General features: G+C 67.6%; 31 protein-coding genes. 15 read left to right on the forward strand and 16 right to left on the reverse strand.

Annotation, left to right across the window (positions count from 1 at the left end; translation table 11 throughout):
* Nucleotides 1–9 precede the first annotated feature (9 nt).
* Nucleotides 10–420, forward strand: a complete 411-nt coding sequence (locus EV647_RS14640) for a hypothetical protein (RefSeq protein WP_134003016.1) — start codon at nucleotides 10–12, stop codon at nucleotides 418–420.
* Between the two features lie 1,231 nt (nucleotides 421–1,651).
* Here EV647_RS14640 and EV647_RS14645 read toward each other — a convergent pair.
* The gene (locus EV647_RS14645) at nucleotides 1,652–2,287 is read right to left on the reverse strand and encodes an SMI1/KNR4 family protein (RefSeq protein WP_134003018.1); all 636 of its coding nucleotides are present in this window, start codon (nucleotides 2,285–2,287) and stop codon (nucleotides 1,652–1,654) included.
* A 405-nt stretch (nucleotides 2,288–2,692) separates the two neighbouring features.
* Here EV647_RS14645 and EV647_RS14650 point away from each other — a divergent pair, with 405 nt between their 5' ends.
* From EV647_RS14650 to EV647_RS14660, 3 genes are all read left to right on the forward strand, one after another.
* Nucleotides 2,693–3,379 (forward strand): helix-turn-helix domain-containing protein, encoded by a 687-nt coding sequence (locus EV647_RS14650; RefSeq protein ID WP_134003020.1) that lies wholly within the window; start codon nucleotides 2,693–2,695, stop codon nucleotides 3,377–3,379.
* Between the two features lie 68 nt (nucleotides 3,380–3,447).
* The gene (locus tag EV647_RS14655; RefSeq protein ID WP_134003022.1) at nucleotides 3,448–4,185 is read left to right on the forward strand and encodes an MIP/aquaporin family protein; all 738 of its coding nucleotides are present in this window, start codon (nucleotides 3,448–3,450) and stop codon (nucleotides 4,183–4,185) included.
* A complete protein-coding gene (locus EV647_RS14660) occupies nucleotides 4,182–4,580 on the forward strand; it encodes an arsenate reductase ArsC (protein ID WP_202876169.1) in 399 nt (132 codons plus the stop codon). Before EV647_RS14655 ends, EV647_RS14660 begins: the two co-directional genes overlap by 4 nt.
* A 5-nt stretch (nucleotides 4,581–4,585) precedes the next feature.
* On the opposite strand, the gene EV647_RS14665 is transcribed toward EV647_RS14660, so the two are convergent.
* Complete coding sequence (locus EV647_RS14665) at nucleotides 4,586–5,629, reverse strand: ArsO family NAD(P)H-dependent flavin-containing monooxygenase (RefSeq protein WP_238177213.1); 1,044 nt, start codon at nucleotides 5,627–5,629, stop codon at nucleotides 4,586–4,588.
* A gap of 9 nt (nucleotides 5,630–5,638) precedes the next feature.
* Nucleotides 5,639–5,983, reverse strand: coding sequence for a helix-turn-helix transcriptional regulator (locus tag EV647_RS14670; protein ID WP_134003024.1), 345 nt, complete (start codon nucleotides 5,981–5,983; stop codon nucleotides 5,639–5,641).
* Between the two features lie 72 nt (nucleotides 5,984–6,055).
* Here EV647_RS14670 and EV647_RS14675 point away from each other — a divergent pair, with 72 nt between their 5' ends.
* Together EV647_RS14675 and EV647_RS14680 are read left to right on the forward strand one after the other, a co-directional pair.
* Nucleotides 6,056–7,441 (forward strand): FAD-dependent oxidoreductase, encoded by a 1,386-nt coding sequence (locus tag EV647_RS14675; protein WP_134003026.1) that lies wholly within the window; start codon nucleotides 6,056–6,058, stop codon nucleotides 7,439–7,441.
* The gene (locus EV647_RS14680; RefSeq protein WP_134003027.1) at nucleotides 7,441–8,658 is read left to right on the forward strand and encodes an MFS transporter; all 1,218 of its coding nucleotides are present in this window, start codon (nucleotides 7,441–7,443) and stop codon (nucleotides 8,656–8,658) included. Before EV647_RS14675 ends, EV647_RS14680 begins: the two co-directional genes overlap by 1 nt.
* Here the strand turns inward: EV647_RS14680 and EV647_RS14685 are convergent.
* Nucleotides 8,645–9,157: a DinB family protein gene (locus tag EV647_RS14685; protein ID WP_134003029.1), complete on the reverse strand. Its 513-nt coding sequence runs from the start codon at nucleotides 9,155–9,157 to the stop codon at nucleotides 8,645–8,647. The two genes, EV647_RS14680 and EV647_RS14685, sit on opposite strands and share 14 nt — an antisense overlap.
* A gap of 41 nt (nucleotides 9,158–9,198) precedes the next feature.
* On the reverse strand, nucleotides 9,199–10,116 hold the full coding sequence (locus EV647_RS14690) for an NADP-dependent oxidoreductase (protein WP_134003031.1): 918 nt from the start codon (nucleotides 10,114–10,116) through the stop codon (nucleotides 9,199–9,201).
* A gap of 212 nt (nucleotides 10,117–10,328) precedes the next feature.
* Here EV647_RS14690 and EV647_RS14695 point away from each other — a divergent pair, with 212 nt between their 5' ends.
* Nucleotides 10,329–11,564 carry a PQQ-binding-like beta-propeller repeat protein gene (locus EV647_RS14695; RefSeq protein ID WP_134003033.1) on the forward strand — a complete coding sequence of 412 codons (1,236 nt, stop codon included), beginning with the start codon at nucleotides 10,329–10,331 and terminating at the stop codon, nucleotides 11,562–11,564.
* Between the two features lie 21 nt (nucleotides 11,565–11,585).
* Here the strand turns inward: EV647_RS14695 and EV647_RS14700 are convergent, their stop codons facing one another.
* On the reverse strand, nucleotides 11,586–12,029 hold the full coding sequence (locus EV647_RS14700) for a DUF2231 domain-containing protein (protein ID WP_134003035.1): 444 nt from the start codon (nucleotides 12,027–12,029) through the stop codon (nucleotides 11,586–11,588).
* Between the two features lie 175 nt (nucleotides 12,030–12,204).
* Nucleotides 12,205–12,798 carry a TIGR03086 family metal-binding protein gene (locus EV647_RS14705; protein WP_134003037.1) on the reverse strand — a complete coding sequence of 198 codons (594 nt, stop codon included), beginning with the start codon at nucleotides 12,796–12,798 and terminating at the stop codon, nucleotides 12,205–12,207.
* 52 nt (nucleotides 12,799–12,850) lie between these two features.
* On the opposite strand from EV647_RS14705, the gene EV647_RS14710 reads away from it, so the two are divergent.
* The 5 genes from EV647_RS14710 (at nucleotide 12,851) to EV647_RS14730 (ending at nucleotide 15,822) form a co-directional block, all read left to right on the forward strand.
* Nucleotides 12,851–13,270 carry a MarR family winged helix-turn-helix transcriptional regulator gene (locus EV647_RS14710; protein WP_134003039.1) on the forward strand — a complete coding sequence of 140 codons (420 nt, stop codon included), beginning with the start codon at nucleotides 12,851–12,853 and terminating at the stop codon, nucleotides 13,268–13,270.
* Between the two features lie 63 nt (nucleotides 13,271–13,333).
* A complete protein-coding gene (locus tag EV647_RS14715) occupies nucleotides 13,334–14,161 on the forward strand; it encodes a hypothetical protein (RefSeq protein ID WP_134003041.1) in 828 nt (275 codons plus the stop codon).
* 68 nt (nucleotides 14,162–14,229) lie between these two features.
* Nucleotides 14,230–14,619, forward strand: coding sequence for a DoxX family protein (locus EV647_RS14720; protein ID WP_134003043.1), 390 nt, complete (start codon nucleotides 14,230–14,232; stop codon nucleotides 14,617–14,619).
* Between the two features lie 34 nt (nucleotides 14,620–14,653).
* Nucleotides 14,654–15,163 (forward strand): sigma-70 family RNA polymerase sigma factor, encoded by a 510-nt coding sequence (locus EV647_RS14725; protein ID WP_134003045.1) that lies wholly within the window; start codon nucleotides 14,654–14,656, stop codon nucleotides 15,161–15,163.
* The gene (locus EV647_RS14730) at nucleotides 15,160–15,822 is read left to right on the forward strand and encodes an anti-sigma factor (RefSeq protein ID WP_134003047.1); all 663 of its coding nucleotides are present in this window, start codon (nucleotides 15,160–15,162) and stop codon (nucleotides 15,820–15,822) included. The genes EV647_RS14725 and EV647_RS14730 overlap by 4 nt, the downstream gene beginning before the upstream one ends.
* Before the next feature lie 334 nt (nucleotides 15,823–16,156).
* Here the strand turns inward: EV647_RS14730 and EV647_RS14735 are convergent, their stop codons facing one another.
* Both EV647_RS14735 and EV647_RS14740 read right to left on the reverse strand, forming a co-directional pair.
* Nucleotides 16,157–16,396 carry a hypothetical protein gene (locus EV647_RS14735; RefSeq protein ID WP_130388759.1) on the reverse strand — a complete coding sequence of 80 codons (240 nt, stop codon included), beginning with the start codon at nucleotides 16,394–16,396 and terminating at the stop codon, nucleotides 16,157–16,159.
* A 47-nt stretch (nucleotides 16,397–16,443) separates the two neighbouring features.
* A complete protein-coding gene (locus EV647_RS14740) occupies nucleotides 16,444–17,160 on the reverse strand; it encodes a helix-turn-helix transcriptional regulator (RefSeq protein WP_133787434.1) in 717 nt (238 codons plus the stop codon).
* A 66-nt stretch (nucleotides 17,161–17,226) separates the two neighbouring features.
* On the opposite strand from EV647_RS14740, the gene EV647_RS14745 reads away from it, so the two are divergent.
* Complete coding sequence (locus EV647_RS14745; RefSeq protein WP_134003049.1) at nucleotides 17,227–17,829, forward strand: flavin reductase family protein; 603 nt, start codon at nucleotides 17,227–17,229, stop codon at nucleotides 17,827–17,829.
* A 42-nt stretch (nucleotides 17,830–17,871) separates the two neighbouring features.
* Here EV647_RS14745 and EV647_RS14750 read toward each other — a convergent pair whose 3' ends face one another.
* A complete protein-coding gene (locus tag EV647_RS14750) occupies nucleotides 17,872–18,135 on the reverse strand; it encodes a hypothetical protein (protein ID WP_134003051.1) in 264 nt (87 codons plus the stop codon).
* 230 nt (nucleotides 18,136–18,365) lie between these two features.
* On the opposite strand from EV647_RS14750, the gene EV647_RS14755 reads away from it, so the two are divergent.
* The gene (locus EV647_RS14755) at nucleotides 18,366–21,152 is read left to right on the forward strand and encodes a helix-turn-helix transcriptional regulator (protein WP_134003053.1); all 2,787 of its coding nucleotides are present in this window, start codon (nucleotides 18,366–18,368) and stop codon (nucleotides 21,150–21,152) included.
* Nucleotides 21,153–21,281: 129 nt separating this feature from the next.
* Here EV647_RS14755 and EV647_RS14760 read toward each other — a convergent pair whose 3' ends face one another.
* Genes EV647_RS14760 through EV647_RS14780 form a run of 5 tightly spaced genes read right to left on the reverse strand, consistent with a single transcriptional unit; the run spans nucleotide 21,282 to nucleotide 24,652 of the window.
* Entirely contained in the window at nucleotides 21,282–22,067 is a 786-nt protein-coding gene (locus EV647_RS14760) for an arylamine N-acetyltransferase (protein ID WP_134003055.1), read from the reverse strand.
* Nucleotides 22,068–22,091: 24 nt separating this feature from the next.
* The gene (locus EV647_RS14765) at nucleotides 22,092–22,487 is read right to left on the reverse strand and encodes a glyoxalase/bleomycin resistance/extradiol dioxygenase family protein (RefSeq protein ID WP_134003057.1); all 396 of its coding nucleotides are present in this window, start codon (nucleotides 22,485–22,487) and stop codon (nucleotides 22,092–22,094) included.
* A gap of 11 nt (nucleotides 22,488–22,498) precedes the next feature.
* On the reverse strand, nucleotides 22,499–22,849 hold the full coding sequence (locus EV647_RS14770; protein WP_134003059.1) for an SgcJ/EcaC family oxidoreductase: 351 nt from the start codon (nucleotides 22,847–22,849) through the stop codon (nucleotides 22,499–22,501).
* A complete protein-coding gene (locus EV647_RS14775) occupies nucleotides 22,846–23,940 on the reverse strand; it encodes a YbfB/YjiJ family MFS transporter (RefSeq protein ID WP_202876170.1) in 1,095 nt (364 codons plus the stop codon). Before EV647_RS14775 ends, EV647_RS14770 begins: the two co-directional genes overlap by 4 nt.
* Nucleotide 23,941: 1 nt before the next feature.
* Complete coding sequence (locus tag EV647_RS14780; RefSeq protein ID WP_134003061.1) at nucleotides 23,942–24,652, reverse strand: SDR family NAD(P)-dependent oxidoreductase; 711 nt, start codon at nucleotides 24,650–24,652, stop codon at nucleotides 23,942–23,944.
* A 109-nt stretch (nucleotides 24,653–24,761) separates the two neighbouring features.
* On the opposite strand from EV647_RS14780, the gene EV647_RS43505 reads away from it, so the two are divergent.
* Nucleotides 24,762–25,682, forward strand: a complete 921-nt coding sequence (locus tag EV647_RS43505) for a LysR family transcriptional regulator (RefSeq protein WP_134003063.1) — start codon at nucleotides 24,762–24,764, stop codon at nucleotides 25,680–25,682.
* A gap of 91 nt (nucleotides 25,683–25,773) precedes the next feature.
* On the opposite strand, the gene EV647_RS14790 is transcribed toward EV647_RS43505, so the two are convergent.
* A complete protein-coding gene (locus tag EV647_RS14790; RefSeq protein WP_202871068.1) occupies nucleotides 25,774–26,559 on the reverse strand; it encodes a GntR family transcriptional regulator in 786 nt (261 codons plus the stop codon).
* Between the last annotated feature and the right edge of the window lie 21 nt (nucleotides 26,560–26,580).

Below are 26,580 nucleotides of genomic sequence, written 5' to 3' on the forward strand. Positions count from 1 at the left end.
GGGGCGACAATGAACGCAACCATCGAGGTGGACGAGCAGACCTACCGCTCGTTGGAGTTTGCCGGCCGGATGAGCGACAGCACGGCTGGCACGGTGGTGGCGAGGTTGGTGGCTGACGCAAGCATGTCGACTCCTGAGTCAGCTGCGGACGAGGCTCATGTGGAGAAGGTTGCCGAGATCCCGATCTATGCCGACTATGAAGGTCACCGCACGCGCGCCAGCTTCAACCGGGACACCGCCCGGATCGATATAATGTCAGGACCGCTGGCCGGCCGGAGCTTCAAATCCCCGACGGGAGCAGCCCGGGCGGTCGTGGCCCACTACAAGCCAGACGTCAGCCCCAACCGCAACGGGTGGTCGTTTTGGATGCTAGATAACGGGTCGGGGGCATTCCTCCAGAGCATCCGGCACTCGACATGACTGGCGAGGATGACCTGGCGGTTCTCTCGTGAGTACGGGCGGCATTGGGAACGACCCGAAGAACCAACTTCCACGGTGATCATGATCGGAGATCTTCCGTGAGCGGGCAGTTGTGCCCCTCAGGTGGTCCGCTAGGCCCCTGAGCTAGGCACGGCTGGCATTCGTCGCGACCATAGTCAGTTTTGGTGCCGTCCTCGTAATAGGCCTTGCTGGCCAGTCTTTGGTGGCCGGAGTGATTGGCGCATTTTAAGGTGCGGCTTGTGGCCAGCTTGTCAAGCCAGTCTGAGGTCTGAGCGCGGCACCGGCGCCTGTATTTGGCCCGGACAGTGCAGGTGTCCGCTGGGATGACGCCGGAGGCCGGCCGCGCATGAGATTCGTTGGCAGCAGTGACTCCGCGATATCACCCGTCTGCCCGCAGCCCACGCGATAACCTCGTCAATCACGAGCTGTCCGTCCTTTACTCCGCTTAATCAACAGAAGACGATGACTATCCAAGATCACCGATGCGCGTCCTGGTTTGGGGAATCCGCAGGTCACGGGTAAATTTGGCAATTGATGACAGACGATGAGTGCATTCTTGTCAGAGTCCGCGGGTTGTGGGTTCGAGTCCCGCACGGGGCCTACTGAACCCCAGGTCAGGCGCGTGTTGGCGGCCTGTGCCCCGGATCTCCATGTCAGCTTTTACTCAGCCAATTGGCTGAGTCCGCTGCGGAGTGACTGGGTGCCCGGCTACTGGCTGGTGGTGAGCCGACGGCTGCCGGAGCCGCCCGGCCGCTCGCTGTTGTGCGACGTCTCTCATCGCCTCTCATCGATCTCGGTTTGCCCGATATCGGCCCGGCCGGGCGTTGAGTCCCGATCGATCGCCGACGGTGGAGGGCTGAGATGACCAGGCCATAGTTCCCAATCGGGACATGGGGCAACATCCGATCCCGAGCATCGACTTGTGGATCGAGAAGTTCGAGGAACGCATCACGAACGGCAGGCGGTCGCCGACGTCGCTGACGACTACCGGTCGGCCATCAAGAACCATCGCCTGGGCCAAGCTCAAGGCTCTATCACCCAAGACGTGTGCCTCTATCACCCAAGACGTCTGCATGGGCCGTCGAGTCCACGACCCGTCCGCAGTCAACGTCCTGGGCCAGGAGTTCCGGATCTCGACCTTGGTGAGAAGCGCATCGCGGCGTTGACGCCGCTGTTGGCAGGCGCACTCTCTCGGTGGCTCGATCGGGCTCTAGGTCGCGGACCAGCGTAGGTAGCCCTCGTTTACCTCTGGCAGATACGGGGGAAGTCGTTGGGCTGGCTGTGCGGCGCCGTTTGCGTAGGTTTGGAGGGCGGGGCGTCCTTCCGCGAGTGCGTACGCGACGTCGTCGATCATCTCGCTGACGCTGGCCCACCACGGTGCCGGCGCCACGCCTCCCTCGGCGTACCACTCCCAAACGCAGCCGAACTGGTCGCCGTCGCGCAAGTCGACGTACAGGAGACCTGCGTCGGCCGCGTCGGCGATCGGGAGGAAGCTGTCAAGCCAGTCCGCTGTCGGGCTCCCAGCCGGCTGGCTGTCTCCTGGTCGGGAGTCGGGGCCGAAGAGGTCACGCTCGATCCGTTGCAGCATTTGCCTGATCGACAGCATGTCCATCACTGGGACGAGGTTGTAGAGCGTCGGGATGAGCGATCCCCGGACTGCGCGGTGCTCCGTGCCGTTGGCGAGCTCGAGCAGTTCGGCCAAGTCAGCTGGGAGCGGGCGATTGATCGCGGCCTGGAGGTAGCGGATGTCGACGGCCGCCGCAGGTGGGTTGACGAGTGCAGCCGTAGCCGGCTGGTTGGTGGCAAGCCAGCCAACGATCCGCGACCAGGACGTGGCGACGGTCACCCGAGCGTCCCGGTCTGGTCCTGGGCAACATTCGGGCGACGGACGGAGTGCGGGCGAAACACGTGCCGCGGTTGTGCGCCCGCCCTCAGCGCAGGCTGGGTACGAGTTGGTGTATTACGCCGACGACCGGCGATTCGTGGGTGGCGCCTCATGGCTGGCTCATCGCTCCCGGGGGCACTTTCGTTTCAGCGCCCGAGCCGGCAACGGTCGAAGCGACTGGTACGCCGAGCTGTTTGAAGGCAATGAGTTGCGCGCGCTGCCGGTACGCAGGCGACCGGCGACGCGGTCATGATGACGGGTGCGGCGCCGCACGAGTCGGTAGTTGAGTCATCTCGCCAGCGCGTCGGTGCCCGCTGAATGGAACGTCGCTTGACCTCGCCTGTTGGGTCAGTGATTATTGAGGCAATGGGTGTTGAGCGGAATTCTCTGGTTGAGCGGGCGCGGGTTTATGCGGCGCTGGGGGATGCTGCGCGGTTGGCGGTTGTGGATGCGTTGGGGGTGGGGGATGCGGCGCCGGGGGAGTTGGGGGCGTTGTTGGGGATGCCGACGAATTTGGTGGCGCATCACTTGAAGGTGTTGGAGGAGGCTGGGCTGGTCGTTCGGGGGCGGTCCGAGGGGGATCAGCGGCGGACGTATGTGCGGTTGGTGCCGGAGCGGTTGGCGTCGGTGGCTAGTCCGTCGCTGGAGGGTGTGCCGCGGGTGGTGTTCGTTTGTACGCAGAACTCGGCGCGGTCGCAGTTGGCGGCGGCGATCTGGGCGCGGCATAGTCAGGTGCCTGCGGCGTCGGCGGGGACGCGGCCGGCTGAGCGGGTGCATCCGCGGGCGGTGAAGGTGGCGCGGCGGCGCGGGCTCGACCCGACGTCGTGGCGCACCGCGCAAGTGAGCGACGTACTGAAGCGCGATGATCTGGTGATCGCGGTGTGCGATATCGCGTATGAGCATCTGCCGGCGGAGACGCGGCCGCGGGTGCATTGGTCGGTGCCGGATCCGGCGGCGAAGGACACGGACGCGGCGTTCGAGGCGGCGTACGACGAGATCGCCGGCCGGATCGATCGGCTGGCGCCACTGGTTTCGAAGGGGACGGCATCATGACCGACCGAGAGGACCTGTCGCTCGCGTTGCCTTCGGGAGCAGTTTGGCGAGGCGATGGTGAGTAGCCGGTGAGCGTGACGCCGCTGTGGCGTCGGGTGGTTGCCGAGGGCATCGGAACTGGTCTACTCGTCACGGTCGTCGTCGGGTCAGGTATCGCGGCGGCCAAGTTGTCGCCGGACGATGTCGGGCTTCAGTTGCTCGAGAACGCGTTCGCTACCGCGCTCGGGCTGGCCGTGCTGATCTTGATGTTCGGCCCCGTGTCGGGCGCCCACTTCAACCCGGTGGTCTCGGCCGTGGACTGGTGGCTCGGCCGCCGGACCGGGAGCGGTCTGACCGCACAGGATCTCGGCGCATACATCCCCGCGCAGATCATCGGCGCGGTACTGGGTGCCGTGCTTGCCAATCTGATGTACGGCGAGGCCGCAGTGTCCTGGTCGACGACGGAGCGGACCGCGCCGCACCTGTGGCTGGGTGAGGTCGTCGCGACAGCCGGGCTGATCGTCCTGATCTTCGCCCTGGCTGCATCAGGTCGCGCAGCGGTGGCGCCTGCGGCGGTCGGTGCGTACATCGGATCGGCGTACTGGTTCACCTCGTCGACGTCGTTCGCCAACCCGGCGGTCACGATCGGGCGGGCGTTCAGCGACACGTTCGCCGGTATCGCCCCGGGCTCGTTGCCGGGCTTCGTGATCGCTCAGATTGCCGGAGCCGCTGTCGGAGTGGGCGTGCTGGCCGTGCTGTATCCGCAGGCCGGACGAGCCGCAGACGATGTTGTCACTTCTCATACCGAGACTGGAGCCTCCAAGTGAGCAAGTCAAGTGTTCTGTTCGTCTGTGTCCACAATGCCGGGCGGTCGCAGATGGCCGCCGGGTGGTTGCGGCATCTGGCGGGGGACTCGGTGGAGGTTCGCTCGGCCGGGTCGGAGCCGAAGGAGCAGATCAATCCGGTCGCTGTCGAGGCGATGCGCGAGGTCGGTATCGACATCACGGGTGCTGTGCCGCAGCGCCTGGAGACCGAGGCCGTTCGGGAGAGCGATGTCATCGTGACGATGGGCTGCGGTGACGCCTGTCCAGTCTTTCCCGGCAAGCGTTACGAGGACTGGGAGCTCACGGATCCCGCCGGTCAGCCGATCGAGGTCGTACGTCGGGTCCGCGACGAGATCCGTGGTCGGATCGAGAAGCTCCTCGGGGAGCTTCAAGCGTGACGAGTTCAGAGGTCGCGGACGAGATCGCGGGCGGTGCGGCCGGCGCCGATGAGGGTGGCCGAGGCGGGTCCGGTCCAGTCGCCGTACCCGATCAGATGCAGGCGTGATTCCTTGATCGCCTGCGTGCCGTCGGTCGGGATCAGGCCGTCCGGCGCGCGCAGGCCGAGACCGGCGAGGTGGCCGAGCGCGGGGCGGAAGCCGGTGCACCAGATGATCGTGTCGAACGATGACTCGGTGCCGTCGGGCCAGCGGACACCGTGGTCGACCAGGCGGGTGAAGGGCCGGCGCGCGTGCAGTACGCCGCGCTCGCGAGCCTCGCGCACATTCTCAACCATCACGATGTCACCGAGACCGGCGACGCCAGTGGTGTCGGATTCACCGCGCAGGCGGGCTTTGTGCCGTTCGGTCGCGATCTCGAACAGCGCGCGCCCGTCGACCTCATCCGGTAGGAACCGTGGCGGACGCAATGTCACCCAGGTCGTCTCGGCCACCAGCGAGACCTCGGCAAGGATCTGAGCGGCTGAGTTTCCGCCCCCGACGATCAGGACCCGTCGGCCCCTGACATCCGACGCACTTCGATAGTCGGCGGTGTGGAGCTGCTGGCCGGCAAAAGTTCCCGGATAGTGCGGCACGAAGGGCCTCGACCAGGTTCCCGTCGCCGAGATGACGTGCTCCGCCGGCCAGTCGCCGCTGTTGGTGTGTACGACGAGTTCATCGATGCCGCGGTTGACGGATCGGACGGAGACGGATCGACGTACGTCGAGCTGGTAGCGGTCCTCGTACCGGGCGAGGTAGTCGACCACGTGTGATGCCAAGGGGTAGCCGCTGTCCCCGGTCCAAGGCGGCATCATCCAGCCGGGCAGAGACGAGTACTGGGTGGGGGAGAAGGTTCGCAGCGTCGGCCACATGCGGGCCCACGCACCGCCAGGTTCGGCCGCCGCGTCCAGGATCACGAAATCCTTGCCAGGAACCAGGCCGGATCGGCGGAGGTAGAACCCGGTCGCGAGACCTGCCTGACCACCGCCGATCACCACGGCGCGGAACGTCACGGAGACGAGTCAGACCGCTGCGGGAACAGACAAGAGCGTGGAAAGCCAGGTGAGGCGCTCAGGCAGAGGCCAGTAGTAGACCCAGGTGCCGCGGCGCTCGCAGTCGACCAGACCCGCCTCGCGGAGCACCTTCAAGTGGTGCGAGATGGTCGGGCCGCTCACCTCGAAGTGTGGCGTGATGTCGCAGACGCAGACCTCATCGCCGGCCGAAGCGATGATCGACATCAGCCGCAGCCGGATCGGGTCGGAGAGTGCCTTGAACACCGCCGCACCCTCCGCAGCCTGCTCCGGACCGAGGGCAGCCTCGGAGATCGGCGTGCAGCACGAGTTGAGGACCGGCAGCTGATTCGACATGGATCTATCTTGACTCTTGTCGAATCAAGAGGCAAGCTTCGTGATTAGACAAGCATCTAGACAGCGCGGAGGATGATCGTGACAGAGCCGGTGGTAGTCATCGGAGCGGGCCCGGTGGGACTGGCCGCGGCGGCCCACCTCGCCGAACGCGGGCTGGAGTTCCTGGTGCTGGAATCCGGACCGGGCGTCGCGGCCGCGATCGACGAGTGGCGGCACGTGAAGCTGTTCAGCCCGTGGCGCTACGACATCGACGAAGCCGCGCGCCGGCTGCTGGAGGACAGCGGCTGGATCGCGCCCGACCTGGACGAGCTGCCGACTGGCGGCGACCTGATCGACGAGTATCTGGCGCCGCTGGCGAAGACCCTCGCGGACAGGATCCGGTACGGCGCTCAGGTGATCGCGGTGACCCGTGTCGGGTACGACCGCGTCCGTACGGCGGGCCGCGAATCAGCGCCGTTCCTGCTGCGCCTCGCGGACGGCGAAGAGGTATTGGCGTCAGCCGTGATCGACGCGGCGGGGACCTGGCGCCGCCCGAACGTTCTTGGCGCATCAGGGATCCCGGCCCGTGGCGAGGACGAGACGGCCGATGCGATCGCACACGCGCTGCCAGACGTGTTCGGGCGCGATCGTGATCGTTTCGTGGGTCGTCGTACGGCGGTTGTCGGCGCCGGTCACTCTGCTGCGACGACGCTGCTCGAGCTCGGCGAACTGGCCGAGCACGAACCGGGTACCGAGGTGGTCTGGGTCGTTCGGGGAACCGACCAGGCGCGGACGTACGGCGGTGGCGATGGCGACGAACTGCCCGCGCGGGGTGCTCTCGGCGCGCGGCTGAAGGCGCTGGTGCAGTCGGGCCGCGTCGAGTTGGTGAGCAGCTTCCGCACCGAGTCGTTGACCCGTACGGCGGACGGCCGGGTGGAACTGGCCGCTGGGGACCAGCGCGTCGTGGTGGACACCGTGGTGAACTCGACCGGGTTCCGGCCCGACCACGACATGGTCGGCGAACTGCGGCTGGATCTGGACCCGATCCTGGGTTCGACGCGGGCGTTGGCGCCGTTGATCGACCCGAACCAGCACTCCTGCGGGACCGTTCCGCCGCACGGCGTCGACGAGTTGGCCCACCCGGAGCCCGGGTACTACGCGGTTGGCGCGAAGTCCTACGGCCGGGCGCCGACGTTCCTGCTCGCGACGGGCTACGAGCAGGCTCGCTCGGTCGTGGCCGCGTTGGCCGGCGACTGGGAGGCCGCGCGCGATGTCCAGCTGAACCTGCCGGAAACCGGCGTGTGCTCGTCGAACCTCGCGTACGGCGACTCCACGGATGAGGCCGGGGGCGGCTGCTGTGGCCCAGCACCGGTCAGCATCGAAGCGCCGGTGAGTCGAGGCCTCGCAACCGGCATCAGCGGCGGACTGCTGACCGTCGTCGAGGCCAAGCCCAGCACCCAAGCCGGCTGCTGCGGCTGATGACGACGACTCCGGGTCTGGCCACTCGTGCAGTGTTCAGACCCGGACGGCTGGTCGGGACGCTCGCCGTCACACAAACGGTCGGGTACGGCGTTCTGTACTACGCCTTCAGCGTGATCCTCGGTCCGATGAGCGACGACCTCGAGATCTCGCACACCACGGCAGCGGGCGCGCTGACTCTCGCGGTCCTGGTGTCAGGTCTGCTGTCGATACCGGTCGGCCGCTGGCTTGATGCCCGGGGCGGCCACGCGTTGATGACGGTGGGATCCGTAGTCGGCACGGTGGCGGTGTTCGGGTGGTCCCAGGTCCACAGCGCCGTACAGCTCTGCTTGGTTTTTGTGCTCATCGGAGTCGCGTCGGCGATGGTGTTGTACGAGCCGGCCTTCGCGGTGGTCGTGGCAGCGACGGAGCCGGCGCGGCGGGCGAAGGCGCTGCTCGGCGTCACGCTGGTCGCCGGATTCGCCAGTTCGATCTTCATCCCGCTCACCGGGCAGCTGGTCGATCGGATCGATTGGCGTCGCGCGCTCGTCGTACTCGCGGTCCTCCTGGCTGCACTGACCGTTCCTCTGCACGCCCTTGGGCTGCGACGGACGGCTGCGGCGCGTCATCAGGCGCGACGTCCGCGCACGTCGCCCACCTGGGTGCTGCATGATCCGGGGTTCTGGTTGCTTGCGGCAACCTTCGTGCTGCATGGCGCGGCGCTGGCTGTCATCGCCGTACACCTGGTGCAGTACCTGACCAGCCTCGGTCATCCGGCCGTCGTCGCCGCCACGCTCGCCGGGTTGCTCGGGTTGTTGTCGGTCACGGGCCGGGTCGTCACCACATTGTCCACCCGTTGGTTGCCGATGGCGACGATCGTCGGATGCATCCTTGTCGGACAAGGCATTGCGATGTCATTGCTGCCTGTCGTCGGCCGGCAGTTGCTCGGAGCGATCGCCTGCCTGGTGCTGTTCGGACTCGGCTTCGGGGTCGCGTCGATCGCCACACCGGCGATCCTGCTCGACCGGTACGGCGCCATCGGATACGGCACGATCGCGGGCACACTGGCCGCCCCGATCCTGATCGCGAAGGCCACCGCACCTCTCGGCGGCGCGCTGCTCGCCGCCGCGGTGGGTTACCGGACACTCGTCCTGCTGGTCGCTGCCGCGTGTGTCGTGGCGGGCGTGCTGCTGTTCGTCGTACGGCGGATGCCCACCGAGGACCTCAGTCCAGTGTGAGTTGCTTGCGGTGGAAGTCGTAGTGCTGGGTCGGGAAGTGATAGACGTCAGCCAGGGTCATGTAGTCCTTGAAGAACGGATCCCACCGGGTCGGATAGTGCATGCCCCGGGCCAGGTCGGCGTCGGTTTCGGCGTCGAGCCGCCGGTGAAGCTTGTCGATGACGTGGTCGAACATCGTGACCATGCGAGCCGGGCTGACCGTGCGGCCGGCGGCGTACGAGCCGAGGAAGTTGACCTCGTCGAAGGGCCGGGTTCCTGCATTCAGCAATCGTGCATACGTGCGACTTGCTCCGCGGGGCAGCCGACCGAAGACACGAACCAGCCCGAGCAGCGCACGGACGATCAAGTAGCCCAGCAGCATGTGAAACAGCAGTTGGCGGTTGTTCCACCGCGTGCCGTTCGAGGCTCTGCGCAGTACGTCGTCGTCCGCCGACTCGACCAGCCGGCGGAAATCGGCGCGAACCCGCTCGAGTTCCTCGTGCACCGACGTCCTGTCCATAGCTCCATCATGTGCTGTGGAACCTCGTTCGGTCAGCAGGCTCAGGGCTGGGGTTTCATCGCGATGATGGTCTTGCCGCGGGTGCGTTCTGCGAAGGTGGCGGGGACTGCATCCAGGTCGCGGACGGCTGTGACAAGCGGTGTGAGCCTTCCGTCGCGCACGCGAGCAGCCAACTGAGCTGTCTGTTCGCGGTGGGGCTCGACAACGAAGAAGATTGACCTGCCGTCGCGCGGGTGGACGGTCGGTGGTTCGGCGACACTGACGAGGGTTCCGCCGGGGCGCAGCAGCGCGGTGGAGCGGTCGCGGATCTCGCCGCCGATCACATCGAACACCACGTCGACCTCACCGGCGTCCTCGAGGCGATCGCTGTCCAGGTCTAGGAACTCCTGGGCGCCGAGGGAGCTGACCAGGTCCCGGTCGGCAGCCCGGCCGGTGCCGATGATGTGTGCTCCGGTCTCGCGGGCCAGTTGTACGGCGACGGAGCCGACGGAACCGCCGGCGCCGTGGATGAGGACGGATTGACCTGCTTGCAGGTGAGCGTGGTCGAACAGCGCTTGCCAGGCTGTCAGACCGGGCATCGGGAGAGCGGCCCCGGTGACGTGGTCGATGTCGGCAGGGAGCGGAGCCAGGTTGCGGGCCTCCACGGCGGTGTACTCGGCGAGCGAGCCGTTACGGGCCCAGTCGGTCAGCCCGAAGACCCGCTGGCCGATCCTGAGTCCCGTCGTACCGTAGCCGAGCTCGACGACCACACCTGACACCTCGTGGCCGATGACACTTGGCGTACGGTCGCGGCCGGCACGGTCGGTCCAGGTCGCGGGCCAGTCCGGCTCGGTTCGGATGAAGCCGGCGGCGTGCACCTCCACGATGACGTCGTTCTCGGCGGCGTGAGGGTAGGGCAGCTCGGTCAGGGACAGCCCGTAGCCATCGGCCTCGCGGTCCCGGACAGTGATGGCACGCATTTGAAGATCCTTCGCACTGGTCGTAGTGATGGTTCTCCTCCGACCGTAGGCAGACGTGGCCCGCGATCGCTGGGCCATTCCGAGGTGGTTTCGATGGGCCACCTGCGCAGCCCGGCAGGTCACTGAGGTGGACGGCGGGCGTGGGTGGGCGTGCGCCGTCGGCTTGCTACGGTCGGCTGGTGCTTGTCCGCCGTCGGTCTGTCCTTCTTGGTATGGCCTCTATACCTCTGCTTGCGGCGTGTGGGGAGACCGCGGACAAGACCGCGCCGAAGTTGATGCTCGAGAAGGTTTGGCAGGAGCGGCTGGTGACGCCGTGGCCGGCTCTGCCGGGGCGGGTGCGGTTGGTGGGTGACGCCGTGGTGATGGTTGACGGCACGGGGACGGAGAACGCTCGGGTCTGCTGTTTCGGCGCGGCGGACGGTGCGCGGAAGTGGGTAATCGACGACAAGTTGCCGATGTCGGTGCCGGAGCTGGGGACTGTCTGGATTTGTGCCGTCGGCCCGGGATTTCTGGGGAACTCGCCGACACTGGTTCAGCGGCCGGCGGTCCGGCCTGCCGGCGACGTCCTGCCGGTGTCCGTTGCGTCCGCACCCAGGGGTACGACGACGAGTGGGGTCGTCGGCGTCGACGTCCGAACAGGCGATCCGGTCTGGGGTTTTCGGGCCGTGGCGACGCCGTCCAACGATCGCACGATGGTCACGGCGGTGGCGGAGTCCGTCGTACTCGCGACCGTCAGCGCGCCCTTCGGTCCTGGCTGGCCGAGCAATGCCCCGTCGCCGACCACGATCGCGCTCGACGCCAAGACCGGCGCCGAGCTGTGGCGTGACGCAGACGTCGTCGGCGTCTCGGGCGATGGGAACTCGGTCGTCGTCGCGAAGCGGGCGACGGGGTTCTGGCAGATGGAGGTCCGGGACGCGCGGACCGGAAAGGCTCGATGGACCGGTACGCATCAGTCGCGCGGACCGCACGAACACAAGGGAACGGCCGCAGACCACACCGTGCTGCAACACGCGGACCGCACGGATGTCGACGTGATCCGGTTGTCCGACGGCAAGCCACTCGTTTTCGAGACCGACAGCGTGCCGGCCGTGGTGGCGAGCGATCCACCGTTGCTTGTGTGGGACAGCGGACCCGCCTGGTGGGCGAAGGGCCCCAACGGTTTCGTCACCCAGGCATTGCCCGAAGGCTCGCCCACCAAGGGGAAGCATCGGCCCAAGGGCCTGGAGTTCACCGCGACGTACGGCGTCGGACCGTACATCTGGGGCGTGTACCAAGACACGCAGGAAAGCCAGGCGAACGACCGTCTCGTAGGGACGATCGCGGTGGACCGCACCGGCGCACCATGCTCGCCGAACCTGCAAGGCGTGGCCCTCGCCGACGTTTCCGAGAAGTGGCTGGTCGTCGGCCGAGCGGGGTACGTCGAGGTCCACCGGGTCAAGCCCGCTTGAGACGGGCCCGCAGCGGTGGGATCAGTTGCTCTCGGCAAAGGAATCTCGGCGGGCGGTTCCGCGGGTCAGGGCCAGGTGGCCGCCGAGGAAGCCCGCGCCTGCGATGACCAGGTTGCCGGCCAGGGCGAGCTTCGTGCCGGTCCGGTGCCTGCCGCGCAGACGTGCGACGACCGAGCCGGCGAAGAGGGCGATCGCAGCGTCGGCGCCGAGCGCGTGGATCGCGCCGATCCGGCGTTCGGCGCCGGACAGCTCGGACCAGTCGGCCGCGCCGGCGATGGCCGTCGGCACGGAAGCCAGCACCCCGAGCCCGGCGAGGATCCCCGCCCCACGACGCGACTGGGATCCACCAGCGAGGTCGAGAAGGGTCGTGCCGAGCCAGCACCCGGTTGTCACGTCGGTGAGCGAGGGATGTATCGAATGACCGAGTACGTCGGTGTGTAGCGGACTGCGTCGTGCCCAGTCCATCAGCGGCGCATAAGCCAGCTCCTGAGCGCGCGCCAAGCGCTCAGAGAGCGAGCTTTCACCCACCGCGCGAACCGCGCGCTGCGGCAACGGTTTGGACGCCACGATCCTCAAGATACGCGCACGCCTGACACCCCCGGAAGCACTTGGTCGGTGGTGGGTTGGAGCGCCGGCTGGTTCAGTTCGGCCAGGTGGGGTTGCGGCCGAGGTGGGCGACGATGTGGTCGAGGGGGTCGTTGCCGGACCACGGTACGTCGGGGGCGAACGGCGTTCCCGGGGTGAGGCGGACCTCGCCCGTCGGCACCACCTGGGCCACGTCCTGCGCCGCCTCGAGCGTGGCGGGGGCGAAGGTCACCGTCGTACCGAGCGACTTCGCGACGTCCCAGCTGTGGACCACGTAGTCGATGAAGTGGAAGCTGATCGCCTGGGAGCCGGGGAACGCGGCGTCGGGGCCGAACTCGGCGAGTGTGAACGTCCGCTCCGCGACTCCCGGCTGCGCGAACGCGTCCAGGACATGCTCGGCGGATTCGACGTACGCCTTCACCGGGTCGTCGCCGAGATCGCGGACCTTCCAGATCGCCGGGTCGGACTCACCGCGGGAGGCGGCCGCGAAGCCGTAGTGCTGAGTGGCCATGTGGGCGAGCAGACCGTAGAGGGTCCAGGCGCGGCACGGGGTCGGCCTGGACAGGTCGTCGGTGGTCGCGGTCGAGACGAGCTCGATGCTGGCCCGGACGGCCTCGGCGTCGAGCTGAACGTAGTCAATAGTAGGCATGCGCCTATCGTAAGCGCCAGCATATGATTGCGCCAGTGCTACCTTTCCGGGCATGGCAACCGAGCGACCCGACCTCGCCGCGATGCTGTATCCGCTGGTGCGGGAACTGATCGCGCTCGAACTGCCCGTGCTCGCCGCGCACAACGTTTCGATGTGGGGCTACTCGGTGCTCACCGCGCTCGACGACACCCCGGTCCGGACCCAGGCCGCGCTCGCCGAGGCGATCGGTGCGGACAAGTCCCGCATCATCGGCACCCTCGACGAACTCCAGCAGGCCGGCCTGATCGAGCGCACCCCGGACCCCGCCGACCGCCGCGCCCGCCTGCTCTCGATCACGCCCCAGGGCCGCAAGGTACGTCGTACCGTCCGCAAGGAAATCCAGGCGCAGGAGGAACAGGTCCTCACGACGCTCGCGCCGGCCGACCGCAAGACCTTCGTCCGCATCTTGCAAGAACTGCACGCTTCACGCTGACGATGGAGGCCGATCCCTCGCGCGGGTGATCCGAGCGCGGCCGAGGCTCAACAGACTGGCCGTATGAGACGAGCGGTCGTGGTGTGGGCGGTGGCGTACGGCGTGCTGCGGATCTGGTTCGCGACCGGTCACGCACCCGAGTGGAAGTTGCCCGGCGACGATCTGCTGGTCCCGAACTGGGTCTCGGTGATCGGCTGTCTGGTCACCGCGCTCGCCGTGATTCGCATCCGGCCGTGGTTGCTCTGGGCGCTCGCCGCGGGCTGGCTCGCCGCGGCCGGGTTCATCCTGCTCGACCTGGTCGCCACCCTCCTGCCGGGTCTCGGCATCCCGATCGACGTGCCCGGGATGCTCAGCCGACTGGGCGCGGTCGCCGGCGCCGTACTGCTCGGCCGCCTGGCCAAATCCCACCAGTCCGAGGCCAAGCCCTGGCCGCACTGGGTCTCGACCGCGGGCGCGTGTCTGGCGGCCGCCGGGTGCCTGACCAGGTTGGCGGCGCAAGCAGCCGTCGGCTTCGAGAAGGTGCCGTACGGCGGCAACCTGTCGATCGTGCTCTTCGAAGGCGGCTTCGTCCTCGCGGGAACCGTCCTCCCGTTCCTCCTCGTGCACCGCATCGGCCGGTACTTCCCGCGCTGGCTCCTACTGCTTCCCGGCTACACGATCGGCGCCGGCATCACGGCGTACTTCACCGTCGGGCTGCTCCAGATGATCGTGAACGCGGTCCAGGGCGAGCCCGTGTACGGCGATGTCGGACTCCCGGACAGCTTCTTCTGGGTCGCGGTCCCGGCGTACGTCGCCTGGGGTGCGGGGCTGACGGTCGCCGCCCGGGGGTACCAATTCGCGACCCGAAAGACAACCGATTCGGAATGTGAGCTTCACATCACTCAGCGTTGAACCAAGTAGAGCGTTGAATCGTTCGAACCAGGCACAGACCACAACCACGCCGCGAGGAGTGAGGCCCTGTGCAGGTGCTTGAGCGTTTTCAGAAAGAAGTCATCGGCGTCTTCCGGATCGTCGTCGGGTTCCTGTTTGCGACCCACGGCGCGGCCGCGCTGTTCGGCGTCCTCGGCACTGAACAGGTCGACGCCTTCGCCTGGCCGTCCTGGTGGGCGTCGTTGATCCAGGCGGTCGGCGGTGCGCTGGTGATGATCGGCCTCGGCACCCGGTACGCCGCGCTGCTGTGCTCCGGATCGATGGCCTACGCGTATTTCAGCGTGCACCAGGCGGGTGCTTTGCTGCCCGTGCAGAATGGTGGCGAGAAGGCGGCCCTGTTCTGCTTCGCGTTCCTGCTGATCGCTGTCCTGGGCAACGGTGCCTGGTCGGTGCAGCGGGCCGCTGCCGCGAGCAAGTAGCCCGATGTCCGACCCGCACAGAGCAGGAGCGCCGATGGCCGACGACCGGGCGACGCTGCTGCGTGAGCTGCACGATGTGCACGCTCCTGCGCTGTGGCGGTTCGTCGTCCGGCTGACCGGCGACGACCGGCTCGCGGAGGACGTCGTCCAGGAGACCCTGCTGCGGGCCTGGCGGCGACCGAACATCCTGGCCGAGGACGAGGCGGGCGCCCGGGCCTGGCTGTTCACGGTGGCGCGCAACCTCGTCATCGACGACCGGCGCAGCGCCCGGGTCAGCCGGGAGGTCGCCAGCGACGACCTCCCGGAGAGCCCGAGCGCCGACCACGCGAACGCCGTACTGGATGCCTGGCTGGTAGCCGAGTCGCTGGCTCAGTTGTCGGAGGAACATCGGCAGGTGATCGTTCGTGCGTACTACGGGCGCCGTACGGTCACCGACATCGCCGAGGAGCTGGACATCCCGTCGGGCACCGTGAAGTCGCGGCTGCACTACGGGCTGCGGGCGTTGAAGCTCGCTCTGCAGGAGAAGGGGGTGACGAGCCAGTGAGCGACCCGTACCGGGAGTGGGACGCTGCCTACCTGCTCGGCGCGCTGTCGGCGAAGGACCGGCGCGTGTACGAGGAGCATCTGCACGCCTGTGAGGAGTGCTCGGCCGGGGTCGCGTCCCTGGCCGGCATCCCGGGCGTGCTGGCGGCCTTGCCGGCCGACCGGGCGCTGGCCACCATCCCGGCGGAACCGCCGAATCTGCTGCCCGGTCTGGTCCGGAACGTTCAGCGTGACCGGCGCCGCCAGCGGATCCGGGTCGGTGCGCTGACGACCGGGATCGCCGTCGCGGCCGCCGTCATCGGTGCGCTGATCATCGTCCCGCTGACCCGCGACGAGCCGAAGGGCGACTACGTCGTACTCGCCCAGACGGTGTCCAGCAAGCTGTCCGCGGACGCCCGGCTGGTGCCGGAGCCGTGGGGTACGACGATCGAGATCAGCTGCCGGTACGACGAACTCGCGACGCCGAGCGAACGCGCCCGCGGGTACGAGTTGTACGTAACGGACACGTCCGGAAAGATCGAGCTGATCGCCAGCTGGACGTCCGCACCCGGGACGACGGTGAAGCCGGCGGCGACCACGAAGCTGCAGCGCAACGAGATCAAGGCCCTGGACATCCGCAGCTCGGAAACCGGTCGCGTGCTGCTCGCTGTTCGTTTCTGATCGTGCATGACCGTAGCCCGTCGGGGCACCTGTTGGGGCACGAGCGGTGGTCGCTCGAGAGGCTGCCGATCCAGGCCCCGGTGTTCAGGGACGTGCACCGGGGCCGCGTACGTTCGTGACCAGGTTGCAAGAAAATTCTTCCGATTCTGTAACACTCGGCCCGTCACCGGCGATACACCGTGTGTAACGCCACTGAGGATCCCGTCCCAGGCCGTCCGCCCGAAGGGTCTGGGGCGGGGTTCTCGATGCTTCTGAGGCGCCCAAGCAGCGTTACGAACGAAGGCCCCCGGTGACTCATCACCCCGGGGGCCTTCGTATCGTGCGCGTTCCCTCCCTAGGACGCTTGTTCAGTCGGGCCGTTCGACTCCGGGAGAGCGATCCGGTCCGCCGGGAGGCGTTCCGTCCGCTCGTTGCCGTCGTCGCCCTCGTACTGCACCAGAGCGGTCCATCCCGATTCCTCGTGGTCGCGGCCGATCAGCCAGCCGCGACGCCACTTGCCATCCGCCAGGACGACAACATGGCTGGGCAGAGGGAGTCGGGACACCAGATCGGTGCCGGGCTCGAACTCAGTCATGGCCGAAGGCTAGGGGGTTTCGGAGCCGAGCGCCTCCCGGACGCGTGTTACTTCTGTGTTTCACGCGGGCCGGGCTGCAATTCTTTGACAACTCTCACAGGCAACCCGAACGCTTGAACCGAACCGGACACCTTCAAAGCGCGACCGCCCGGGATATGCGTCACCCAGTCGTTCCGTAACGCGTGCCTGCACAACGCCGCCCCGACTGCGCCGGCGAGATGCGGGCGGCGTTCGGTCACGTCCAGACACGACCTGATGGCGGGCCGGCCGCGTCGTACGTCGACTTCGATGCCGAGATCTTCCAACCAGGCTTGGCCTTCCGGCGTCAACGCGATCCCCTCCGACCAGTCGATCAGGCCACGCTCGGTCATCGCGTCGGCGAGCGCGACGCCGAGCTTGCCGGCCAGGTGGTCGTAGCAGGTGCGCGCCCGCGCGAACGCGTCCCGCTTGCTCACCGCGGCCAGGCTGTTCGCGACTTCTTCACGACGTGGTGCCAACGCGGCGAGACCTTCGAGCAACTCGGCCGTATCCGGTCCGGCGAGCTTCACGTACCGGTGCCGCCCCTGCCGCACCTCGGTCAGCAACCCGCCGCCGACCAGCTGATTCAGGTGCTCACTGATCGTCGGCCGCGAAACTTTCGCCAACCTGGCAAGCTCGCTGGCAGTCCAGGCCCGCCCGTCGAGCAACGCCAGACAAACCGTCGCCCGAGTCCCGTCGGCCAACATCCGAGCCCACCCCGCCAACTCCTCACCCTCAGCCGTCATACCCCCATCATCCCGCTCCCACAGTTAGGCATCCGCCGAACGGTCTCGTGTCTAGCGTCGGTTTACGTGACTCATCTGACGATCGAACCTTCCATCCTGTACGTCGGTACGCCGGTTGCCCTGCTCACGACCGTGAACGAGGACGACACCGTCAACCTTGCCCCGATGTCGTCGGCCTGGGCGCTCGGCGACGTTGTCGTGCTTGGGGTCGGTGTCTCGGGACAGACTGCGATCAATCTGCGTGCGAGGCCGGAGGTGGTGATCAACTACCCGTCACCCGAGCAGTGGGAGTCGGTCGAACGCCTCGCCCCGTTGACGGCGGCCGACCCGGTCCCGTCCCACAAACAGGCCCGCTTCCGCCACGAACGCGCCAAGTTCACCGCATCCGGCCTGACCCCCGTCCCCTCCGAACTCGTCACCCCACCCCGAGTCGCCGAATGCCCACTCCAATTCGAGGCTACGGTCTTGGAGGCGGATCTAGATGCTAAAGGCAACTTCCTGATCGCACAGGCCCGTGTCGTCCGAGTACACGCCGCCAGAGAGATCGTCGTACCAGGCACCTCGCACGTAGACCCCGCAGCCTGGTCACCCCTCATCTACAACTTCCGCCACTACTACGGCCTAGGCCCCGAACTAGGAGAATCCTTCCGCACCGAAACCCCAAGGTAGGCGGCCGAGGCTGGGTGTGTGCTCCCGCTCTCGGTGGTCGGGTTACTGAGCGGCTTTGCGGCGCAGCCGGGTCACTGCGGCGAATCCGGCTCCGGTGACGGCGATCCCGCCGACTGTTCCGGCGCCGAGCTGCAGCAGGTCCAGATCGAAGCCGCTGTCCGCGGGGCGCGTCGATGATGGGTTGGCGTTCGCACCGAGCTCAGGTTTCGTGATTGCGCTGGCCGGCGCGGTGACGGCCAGCGGGAGGCCGGCGATGCCGATCGTTGCGGCAATGGTGGCGATTCTGGTGATGGTCTTGATAGCCATTGGAATTCGACTCCTCATGAGTTGGACTTGCCAATGACTGTCCGAGATGAGGAGCACCGCCGACATCGGGCATCCGCGCACAAATCTGCCGTCGTTCGCCTTATGCCGCTGTCATTTGGAGCGGCAGTGCCTTAGTTGCGGTCGCGTGCGCCAAGCCGGGCTGCGGCGCCGGTTGGTGGGATCGCCAGGTGAGGGCTTTCTCGCCACAGGACGGGGGCGCATGATGGTGTATGGCCGACTTGATGGTCGGACGCGGAGATGAGGCTCCGGTACTGCGGGGATTGATCGCTGATCTGGCGGAGCGCTCAGCAGCCGTGGTGGTTCGGGGTGAGGCGGGCATCGGTAAGACGCTGCTCGTCCGGAGAGTTCTGGACGAGCAGGCTGGTAGCGGTGTGCGGATCTTTCGCGGCGCCTGCGCGCCGATGTCGAGTGCGACCGCCTACAGCGGCCTGGGCGCCACTGTGACGGCTGCGCTGAGCCAATCGGCAAACAGTCAGTTCCCGTCGGCTGCTGCGGCTCGAGCATGGTCGATGCAGACCCTTGCCGGAGTGCTCGACGACGGGAAACGGAGCACGGTTCTGCTGGTCGAGGATGTTCACTGGGCGGATTGGTCCACGCTCGACCTCCTTGCCCACTTGACACGTAACCTGCCTGAGCGACGGTTGCTGGTCCTGCTGACGTGGCGCGACGAGACAGTCGAGCCCGACCGCCTGACCTGGCTGGGGGAGGTACTTCGAACCCCGGGGCTCGTCGATCTACCGCTTCGCCGGCTGACCGAGCAGGAGACGTTGCGACAATTGCGCGCTCTCCAACCCAACTGCACGGCGGAGACGATCGCTACGGTTTACGGGCGCAGTGCAGGCAATCCGTACCTGAACGTCGAACTCATCCGCGGGGACCTGACGGTCCCGGCTTCGTTGCGCCAGTTGCTGCTGGCGCGTCTGCAGGCACTCTCGCCGACGGCTCGCGCAGTCGTCGCGGCCACTGGCTCACTTGCTCGCGCTCTCGATGACGATGACCTGCTGGCGGCGGCTGACTCTGCCGCCGACGCCGTCCGAGAGGCCTGTGAGTCCGGCCTGGTGATCCGCGACTCGGAGGTCGGCTGCGCTGCGCGGCACCCGGTGATCGCCGAGGTCGCCTACGACCAGTTGCTGTCCTCGGAACGTCGCGACCTGCATGCGCGACTCGCGAAGCATTTGTCCGAACGCATTGGCGGCGACACCACCGCATCGGTGATCGCCGAGGTCGCCGAGCAGTATCGCCGCGCGAACGATCGAGATGCGGCGTTCAGTTGGGCTCTGATGGCGGCCCGTGCGGCCGAGAAGGAGTACGCGTTCGCGGAGGCCGGCCACTGGTTCTCCGTTGCGTCGTCGTTGTGGAGGCCGTCGGACCTGGCCGATGACCGGGTGCCGCCGCGCCTTGTGCTCGCCGAGCGGGCGGCTTCGCTGCTGAGCGGCGCCGGCCGGCATGTCGAGGCTCTCGCTTTGCTCGACGCGGCGGTGACTGATCGCGACACCGAAGTCGGCACGCTCGCGGCCCTGCTGATGCGTGGCACGCTGCGCGGACTGACCGACGACCTCGCGGGCGCGATGGCGGACCTGCAGCGAGCGCGGCGTCTGGTGTCAGCCGGTGACGACCGAACTCTTGGCCAGGTTTACATCTCGCACGCGATGATGCTGCGCGGCTACGCGCACACCGCTGAGACCGCTGAGGCGGCCCAGGCGGCGCTGGAGCATGCGACCAAAGCCGGTGACACCCGGACGATCGGGCAGGCGCGGTCGATGCTGGGAGCGGTCGCCGCCATCGAGGGCCGGCTCGACAAGGCGTTCGAAGAGGCTGTGGCAGGGCTCAAGATCGCTCGCGACCTCGCCGAACCCGAGGACCTGGCCATGGCGGCGATGCACCTGACCTTTGTGCACGGATTGCGCAACGACACCGACCAGGTGGTGGCGGTCGCGGACACCATCCAGAGCGAGCTACGGCACTTGATGGTCAACGAGCACTGGGTAGAGGGCATCCTCGAGAGCAATGCCGTCTACAACCTCTATCTCGCTGGTCGGTGGGACGAAGCGCTGGACAGGGATGACAACAAGGGCCGTCTCCCGTCCGGACCGGCGTTCAAGGACTCCCAGCTCGCGCTGATCCATCTTGCACGAGGGAACCTCCAGAAGGCCGTCGAACTGATGCACGGGCAAGAGGTGTTCGCGGTCGACGACCAGCCCCAGGACAAGAGTGACTACGCCGAGACCATGGCCCTGGTGCGTCTCGTCCAGCATCGCCCGCGCGAGGCCCTGGCTCTTGTCCTCGACTCCGCCGAACTCAGCCACGACACCGAAGACGAACCGATGGCCGGCTCGCTGCTGTGCATCGGTCTCGAGGCAGCGGTCGCAGCGCAGTCAGCTGACGGCTTCGATCGACTTGTGGCGCTCTATCGGCGTGCCGTTTCTGGGTTTGCGGCCGGAGCGCTGGCTGCGGTTGTCGACGGTGAACGATCCCGGATCCGCGGCACGCCCGACCCGGCGGCGTGGCTTACCGCAGCACAGGAATGGGCGTCACTCGGCCGGCCGTACTGGGAGGCGCAAGCCCGGCTGAGGGCAGCCGAAGCGCTGCTGGCCCAGCGCAGGCAAACCGGCGCTCGAGGCCGTGCGACGGCCGAGCTGGAAACGGCGCGGCAGATCGCAGACCAGCTCGGTGCGGAGCCGCTGCTCAGCCGAATTCAGGCGCTGGCGAAGATCGCTCGGGTCCATCTCGACGACTCCGCGACCGAGCACCACGAGCGCCGCGGTGCCACCGCGGATCCACAGTCACTGTTGACCGAGCGTGAGCGGCAGGTGCTTGCCTTGGTTGCTGCTGGGCGGACGAATCGTGAGATCGGCGCGACGCTCTACATGAGCCCCAAGACTGCCAGCGTGCACGTCACGCACATCCTCGAGAAGCTCGGCGTACAGAGCCGCGTCCAAGCCGCCGCCGAGGCAGTCCGGCTCGACCTGACGGACCACCCGGAATCATCCACCTGAGGGTAGCTGTCACGACGGTCAGCTCGATGCAGGGCGCCGGCCCGGTAGTCGCCCGAGCGCGCGTAGCTGCCTTGGACGAGGAGTGGAGCGACGAGGTGGCGGCTGCGTGGCACGCGTGAGGTTGACGCGTTAGACCAGGCGGAGGTGGTCTATTTCTTCTTCGTTGAGGATTACGTCCAGGGATGCGAGTGCGTCGGGGAGGTCTGCTGGGGGGATGTTGCGTTCGGTGGTGTGGCCGTTGGCTTGTTCGGTGGTGAGGGTGTTGCCTACCAGGCGGCGTACGACGCCTTCGGCTACGCGCATTACTACGGGGCGGCCGGTGAAGGGGGACTTCGGGTGGGTTGAGACGTAGTGGTGGTAGACCTCGTAGTCGATGGGGCGGACCGGCTCGTCGTTCGACGCGTGCTGGGGGACCCACCCGTCCGCGGTCTGTTTCGACAGGGTCCACAGGTCGCCGTCGAGCGTGAGGCGGTGGTCCCAGCCCGCTTGGTCGACGACGGCGCCGTCCTTCAACGGGGTCGGGTACAGCTGGCCGGCCCCGAATCCCACGTCAGCCAGGAACTCCTGCCCGTCGACGCCCACCTTCAGCAGTGCATGCGTCCGCGGTCCGGCCTTGTGCGGTTGCACCCGGGCGACCCGGCGTACGACGTCGAATCCGAGCTGCTCGAGCGCGGCGCCGAACAGCAGTGCGTGCTCGTAGCAGTACCCGCCGCGTTGCCGGCCGACCAGCTTGGCCTGGATCGCGTCGAGGCCGATGCCGGGATGCGTGCCGAGGATCACGTCGATGTTCTCGAACGGGATCGCCAGCACGTGTGCCCGATGCAGGCTCCGCAACGCGGCGGCGGACGGGCGCACCCGGTCGTGCCCGATCCGGGCGAGGTAGGCATCCAGGTCCAGGTCGTCGATGTTCCACATGCCCGCTACCTCAACACTTCCAGTTCACTTGAGGTCAAGCTCGGTGAACAAGGTCAGCTGGATGCCGCCCGGGGTTTCGAGGCGGGCGTTCAGCGAGTTCCACGGCGTACGGGTCGGCTCCGCGATCACGTCAGCGCCGGCGTCGGCCAGCCGCGTCGTTGTCTCAGCCGAGTCGGCGACCTCGAGCGCGACTCGGAACTTGCCGGCGACCCGCCGCCCGACCTCGACCTCGTCGATGTACTCGGCCTGAGCGGTATTCGCGATCTCGAGCGTCGCCCGACCGGCCTCGAGGATCATCACCTGAGCATCCCCTGTCGTGTAGGACTCGCGCTCCGGCAACCCGAGCGCGTCTCGGTAGAACGCCACCGCGGCGTCGTAATCGTCCACCGTCACAACCAGCCGCAGCTCTTTGACACTCATCCAGCCAGTATCTACAACCGCGACACCTGGTAGTGCACAATCAGCCAACCATCGTCCGTCCGCCGGAGCAGCACGCTCAGATTGACGGTCAGCGTAGGCCGGTCGGTGAACCTGAAGTCGACCGTCAGGTACCCGAGCAGCAGGTCGTCGCTCAGCTCGCGCGTCTCCAAGATCTGGTACTGCGGCGACAGGCCGAGAGGCTGTGAGTCGTAGTACTCCGCGACGGTGTCGCGACCGACGCCGTACGGATGCAGGCCCTGGAAGATGGCGTCCTTCGTGAAGAGGGCGGCGACGCGTTCGGGATCGTGGTCGTCGATGCCTGACTTCCACTGGTCCAGGACGTCGGTGAGGATGGCGTTCATGTGAGTCTCCTAAGGGGATGGCGAACCAGGAGCGCGGCTGCCGCGGCGAGTGCCACGACGCCGGCGCTGACCAGGAGCGCCTGGTGATATCCGTTGTGTAGTAGGGGTCCGACTGCCAGGGGTCCAACGATCTGGCCGAGGCTGTAGCCGGTCGTGAGGATGGCGACCGCGTGCGGCACGCGGAGTTCGGTGCCGATCGCGATTGCCAGGTTGGCGACGCCTAGGAACGTGGCGCCGAAGAGGGCGGCGGAGGTCAGCGCGGCAGCGACGCCGTGCACAAATGTCGGCAACGCGATACCAACTCCCTGGAGCGTCAACGCCGCCAGCAGGAGGGTCGACCGTGACCAGCGGCGGCTGAGGTGAGCCCAGGCCGCGGTCGAAGGTACGGCGGCGATACCGACGAGGATCCAGGCGCCGTTGCCGACCGGACCGGAGGCGGTTTCGTTGATCGCGGCCACGAGGAACGTACCGGCGATGATGTAGCCGATCCCCTCCAAGGTGTAGCTGGTGAGAAGTGCGGTGAAGTCCCGGGACCGGGTTGCGCGTTCAGTGGTCGACAGTGTCGGCGATCCGGTCAGGTGCCACGCCGGGAGCGTGCAGGCGATCATCAGCAGGGCCGTGATCCACCACGCCGTACGCCAGTCGCCGCCGACCAGGACCGCGCCCGAGAGTGCGATGCCGGCGCCGACACCGCCGAAGGTCCAGCCGACATGGTGGCTGTGCAGCCGGGGGAGTACGGCGCTGACCGCGATCACGAACACCAAGGCGCTCGCGATCCCCGCGATCAGGCGCAACCCCAGCCAGAGCGAACCGTTCCGGCTCAGTGGCATCAGGGCAAGCGTCGCGGCCAGGATCAGGAGCGACACGCGAAGCGCCCAGCGGGAGTGGAGGAGCCGCGGCGCGACCATCGCCGCCAACGCACCGGCGAGGTAACCGGTGTAGTTGGCCGTTGCGAGGGCCGCGCCGAGTCGCGGTGACAGGCCGGCCTGCGTGTGCATCAGCGGCAGGATCGGCGTGTACGCGAACCGGCCGATGCCCATCCCGCCGGCCAGCGCCGCCGCGCCCTGACCCGCCAGGCGCCACTGCTTCATGTCAGTGACCAGCCTGCTGGCCGCCGTCCACGTGCAGCACCTCGCCGGTCACGAACTTCGCGTTCTCCAAGTACGTGACCGCGTCGACGATCTCCTCGATCTCGCCGAGCCGGCCGACGGGGTGCAGTGCGGCGAGGAACTCGTGCGTTTCCTCAGGGTGCATCGGCGTACGGATGACGCCTGGTGCGACGGCGTTGACGCGGATGTTGCGGGTCGCGTACTCGGTGGCGAGCGACTTGGTGGCGGAGTTCAGGCCGCCCTTGGTCAGCGCGGCCAGGACGGCCGGAACACTGCTGAAGCCGCGGTCCGCGAAGGTGGTGGTGATGCTGACCACGTGGCCGCCGTCGGGGTTCTCGAGCATCGCCGCGATCGCACGGCGCGTGATGTCGAAGAAGCCGCGCAGGTTCAGGCCGGTGGCCAGGTCGTAGTCCTCGTCGGTGTAGTCGGTGAACGGCTTCGCGACGAAGACGCCCGCGTTGTTGACCAGGGTGTCGATCCGGCCGAAGGTGTCGAGGCCTTGCTCGATCACCCGGGCGCCCACGCCCGGCTCGGCGAGATCGCCTTGTACGGTCAGCACCTCGGGGTCGTCGGCGCGGTCGATCGTGCGCGAGTTCGCGACGACGGCGTAGCCGAGTTTGCGGTACGCCGTGACGAGCCCGGCGCCGATGCCCTGGGACGCTCCGGTGATCACGGCGACTTTGCGGTGGTTCATGGTTCTCGCTCTCCTCGAGTGGATGTACTTCGATCGTTGTCGAACCATGGGCGCTTTTCCACGACCGGTTTGCTCCCAGCTGATAGGCGCGGCCTACTACGCTGCAGGCGTGGAGCTGCGCCAGTTGCGGTACTTCGTGGCGGTCGCCGAGGAGCTGAACTTCGGGCGGGCCGCGGCCCGGTTGCACATCGCCGGCCCGTCGCTGTCGCAACAGATCAAGGCGCTCGAGCGCGATCTCGGCGTACGGCTGTTCGAGCGCGATCGCCGAACCGTGCGGTTGACCGCGTTTGGCGAGACGTTGCTGCCGCAGACGCGGGCGTTGCTCGAGCAGGCCGACACGTTGCGACGTACCGCTCGGGGGTTCGTGGCGAGTGAGCCGGTGCGGTTGGGTTACGTCAGCTGGCGGCCGGCGGATCTGGCGGAGCGGGTGTCCGGGGTCGCGCAGCTGCTCGTGGATGCCTGGGTGATGCCGTCGCACACGCAGGCCGGGCGAGTCGCGGACGGCAGCATCGACCTGGCGATCTGCTGGGTGCGCGCGACCGACCTCGCCGAGCAGGAACTGGCGGGCTCGCTGCTGGGTGCAGACCGGTTGTTCGCGTTCTCGATCGGTGACGACTCGCCCGTGCGGGCGCGCGACACGGTCGTGCTGGTCGACGCGGATACCGAAGCGTGGGCTTCGTGGAACATCTACGCGGTGGAGTTCGCCCGCGCCACTGGAGCGTCAGTGGTCCGCATCGACGACCACGGCATCACCGGTCCTGCCTTCTACGACCACGTACGCCGTCTGGGACGCCCGGTCGTCAGCTCGCCGAAACGGGACGCGACCCCGCTCCCGCGCGACTTCGTACGCCGGACGGTCGTCGACCCGATCCCGTTGTGGACTTGGGCTTTGGTGGCACGACAGGACGAGATGCGATCCGCCGTGCTCGCGACCGTTGAGGCGCTGACGCGGGATGTGAAGGTGGAGTTCGATCCCCGCGCGTGCTGGTTGCCGGCCGACGACCCGTTCCGCGCAGAACTCGGCGCGTGACGGACGCCCAGGCCATCACAATGCCCCGCGCCGGCGACGTGCCCGCGGGAGTCGGCCCGGTGGGCGCGATTGTGATGGCCTGGGCGTCCGGCTACCAGGCCTTGGTCAGGGCGGTGGTGTTCGGGGACGACGTCAGGCGGTAGCCCGTGTGCGCGGAGAACTCGGCGGAGAGGGCGAAGCGGTCGCCGCGGACGATGGTATGCCGCCACTCGACCGGGCGGTTCTGCGCGGTGCCCTGGCGGATGATCGAGAAGACCGCGGCATCGTCCGGGCAGTGCAGGAGTGCGCGCTCGGCGGGGCTCGGGTTCATCGCCCGGATGTCCTCGCGTCCGTGGTCGAGGTTGATGCCGGTGCGTTCGGCCAGCTCGTTGTAGAGGCTGGTGTGGGTGAAGTCCGCGTTCAGCAGCGGCTCCGCGAGGGCGGCGGGCAGCCAGACGCGATCGAGTGCGAGCGGCTCGTCACCGGCGTACCGGAGACGCTCGAGGTAGAGCAGCGGGATCGACCCTTCGAGGTCGAGGCGGGCGGCGACCACACCGTCCGCGCGGAGATCGAGTGCCCGTACGACGCTGTGCTGCGGCAGGCCCGATTCCTCGACGGAGGAGAACAGGCTGTAGAGCGCGCCCATCGGCTGCCGGATCTCCGGTGCGGTCGCGACCCGGGGCTGCCGGCCGCGCTCCGCGACGATCAGCCCGTCGGTGCGGAGCTGCCCGAGTGCCTGGCGGACGGTGTGCCGGCTGACCGCGTACTCCTCGACCAGTGCGAGCTCGCCCGGGAACGCGTCGTCGAACTCCCCGGAGCGCAGCCGGCGTACCAGATCCTCCTGCAGTTGCTTCCACAACGGATCTCCACCGGCCCGGTCGAGCCTGCGTACGGTCACCCAGTTCCTCCCAGTTGCCAA

Origin of the sequence: Kribbella sp. VKM Ac-2566 (assembly GCF_004366005.1) — a bacterium.
Lineage (GTDB): Bacteria > Actinomycetota > Actinomycetes > Propionibacteriales > Kribbellaceae > Kribbella > Kribbella pratensis.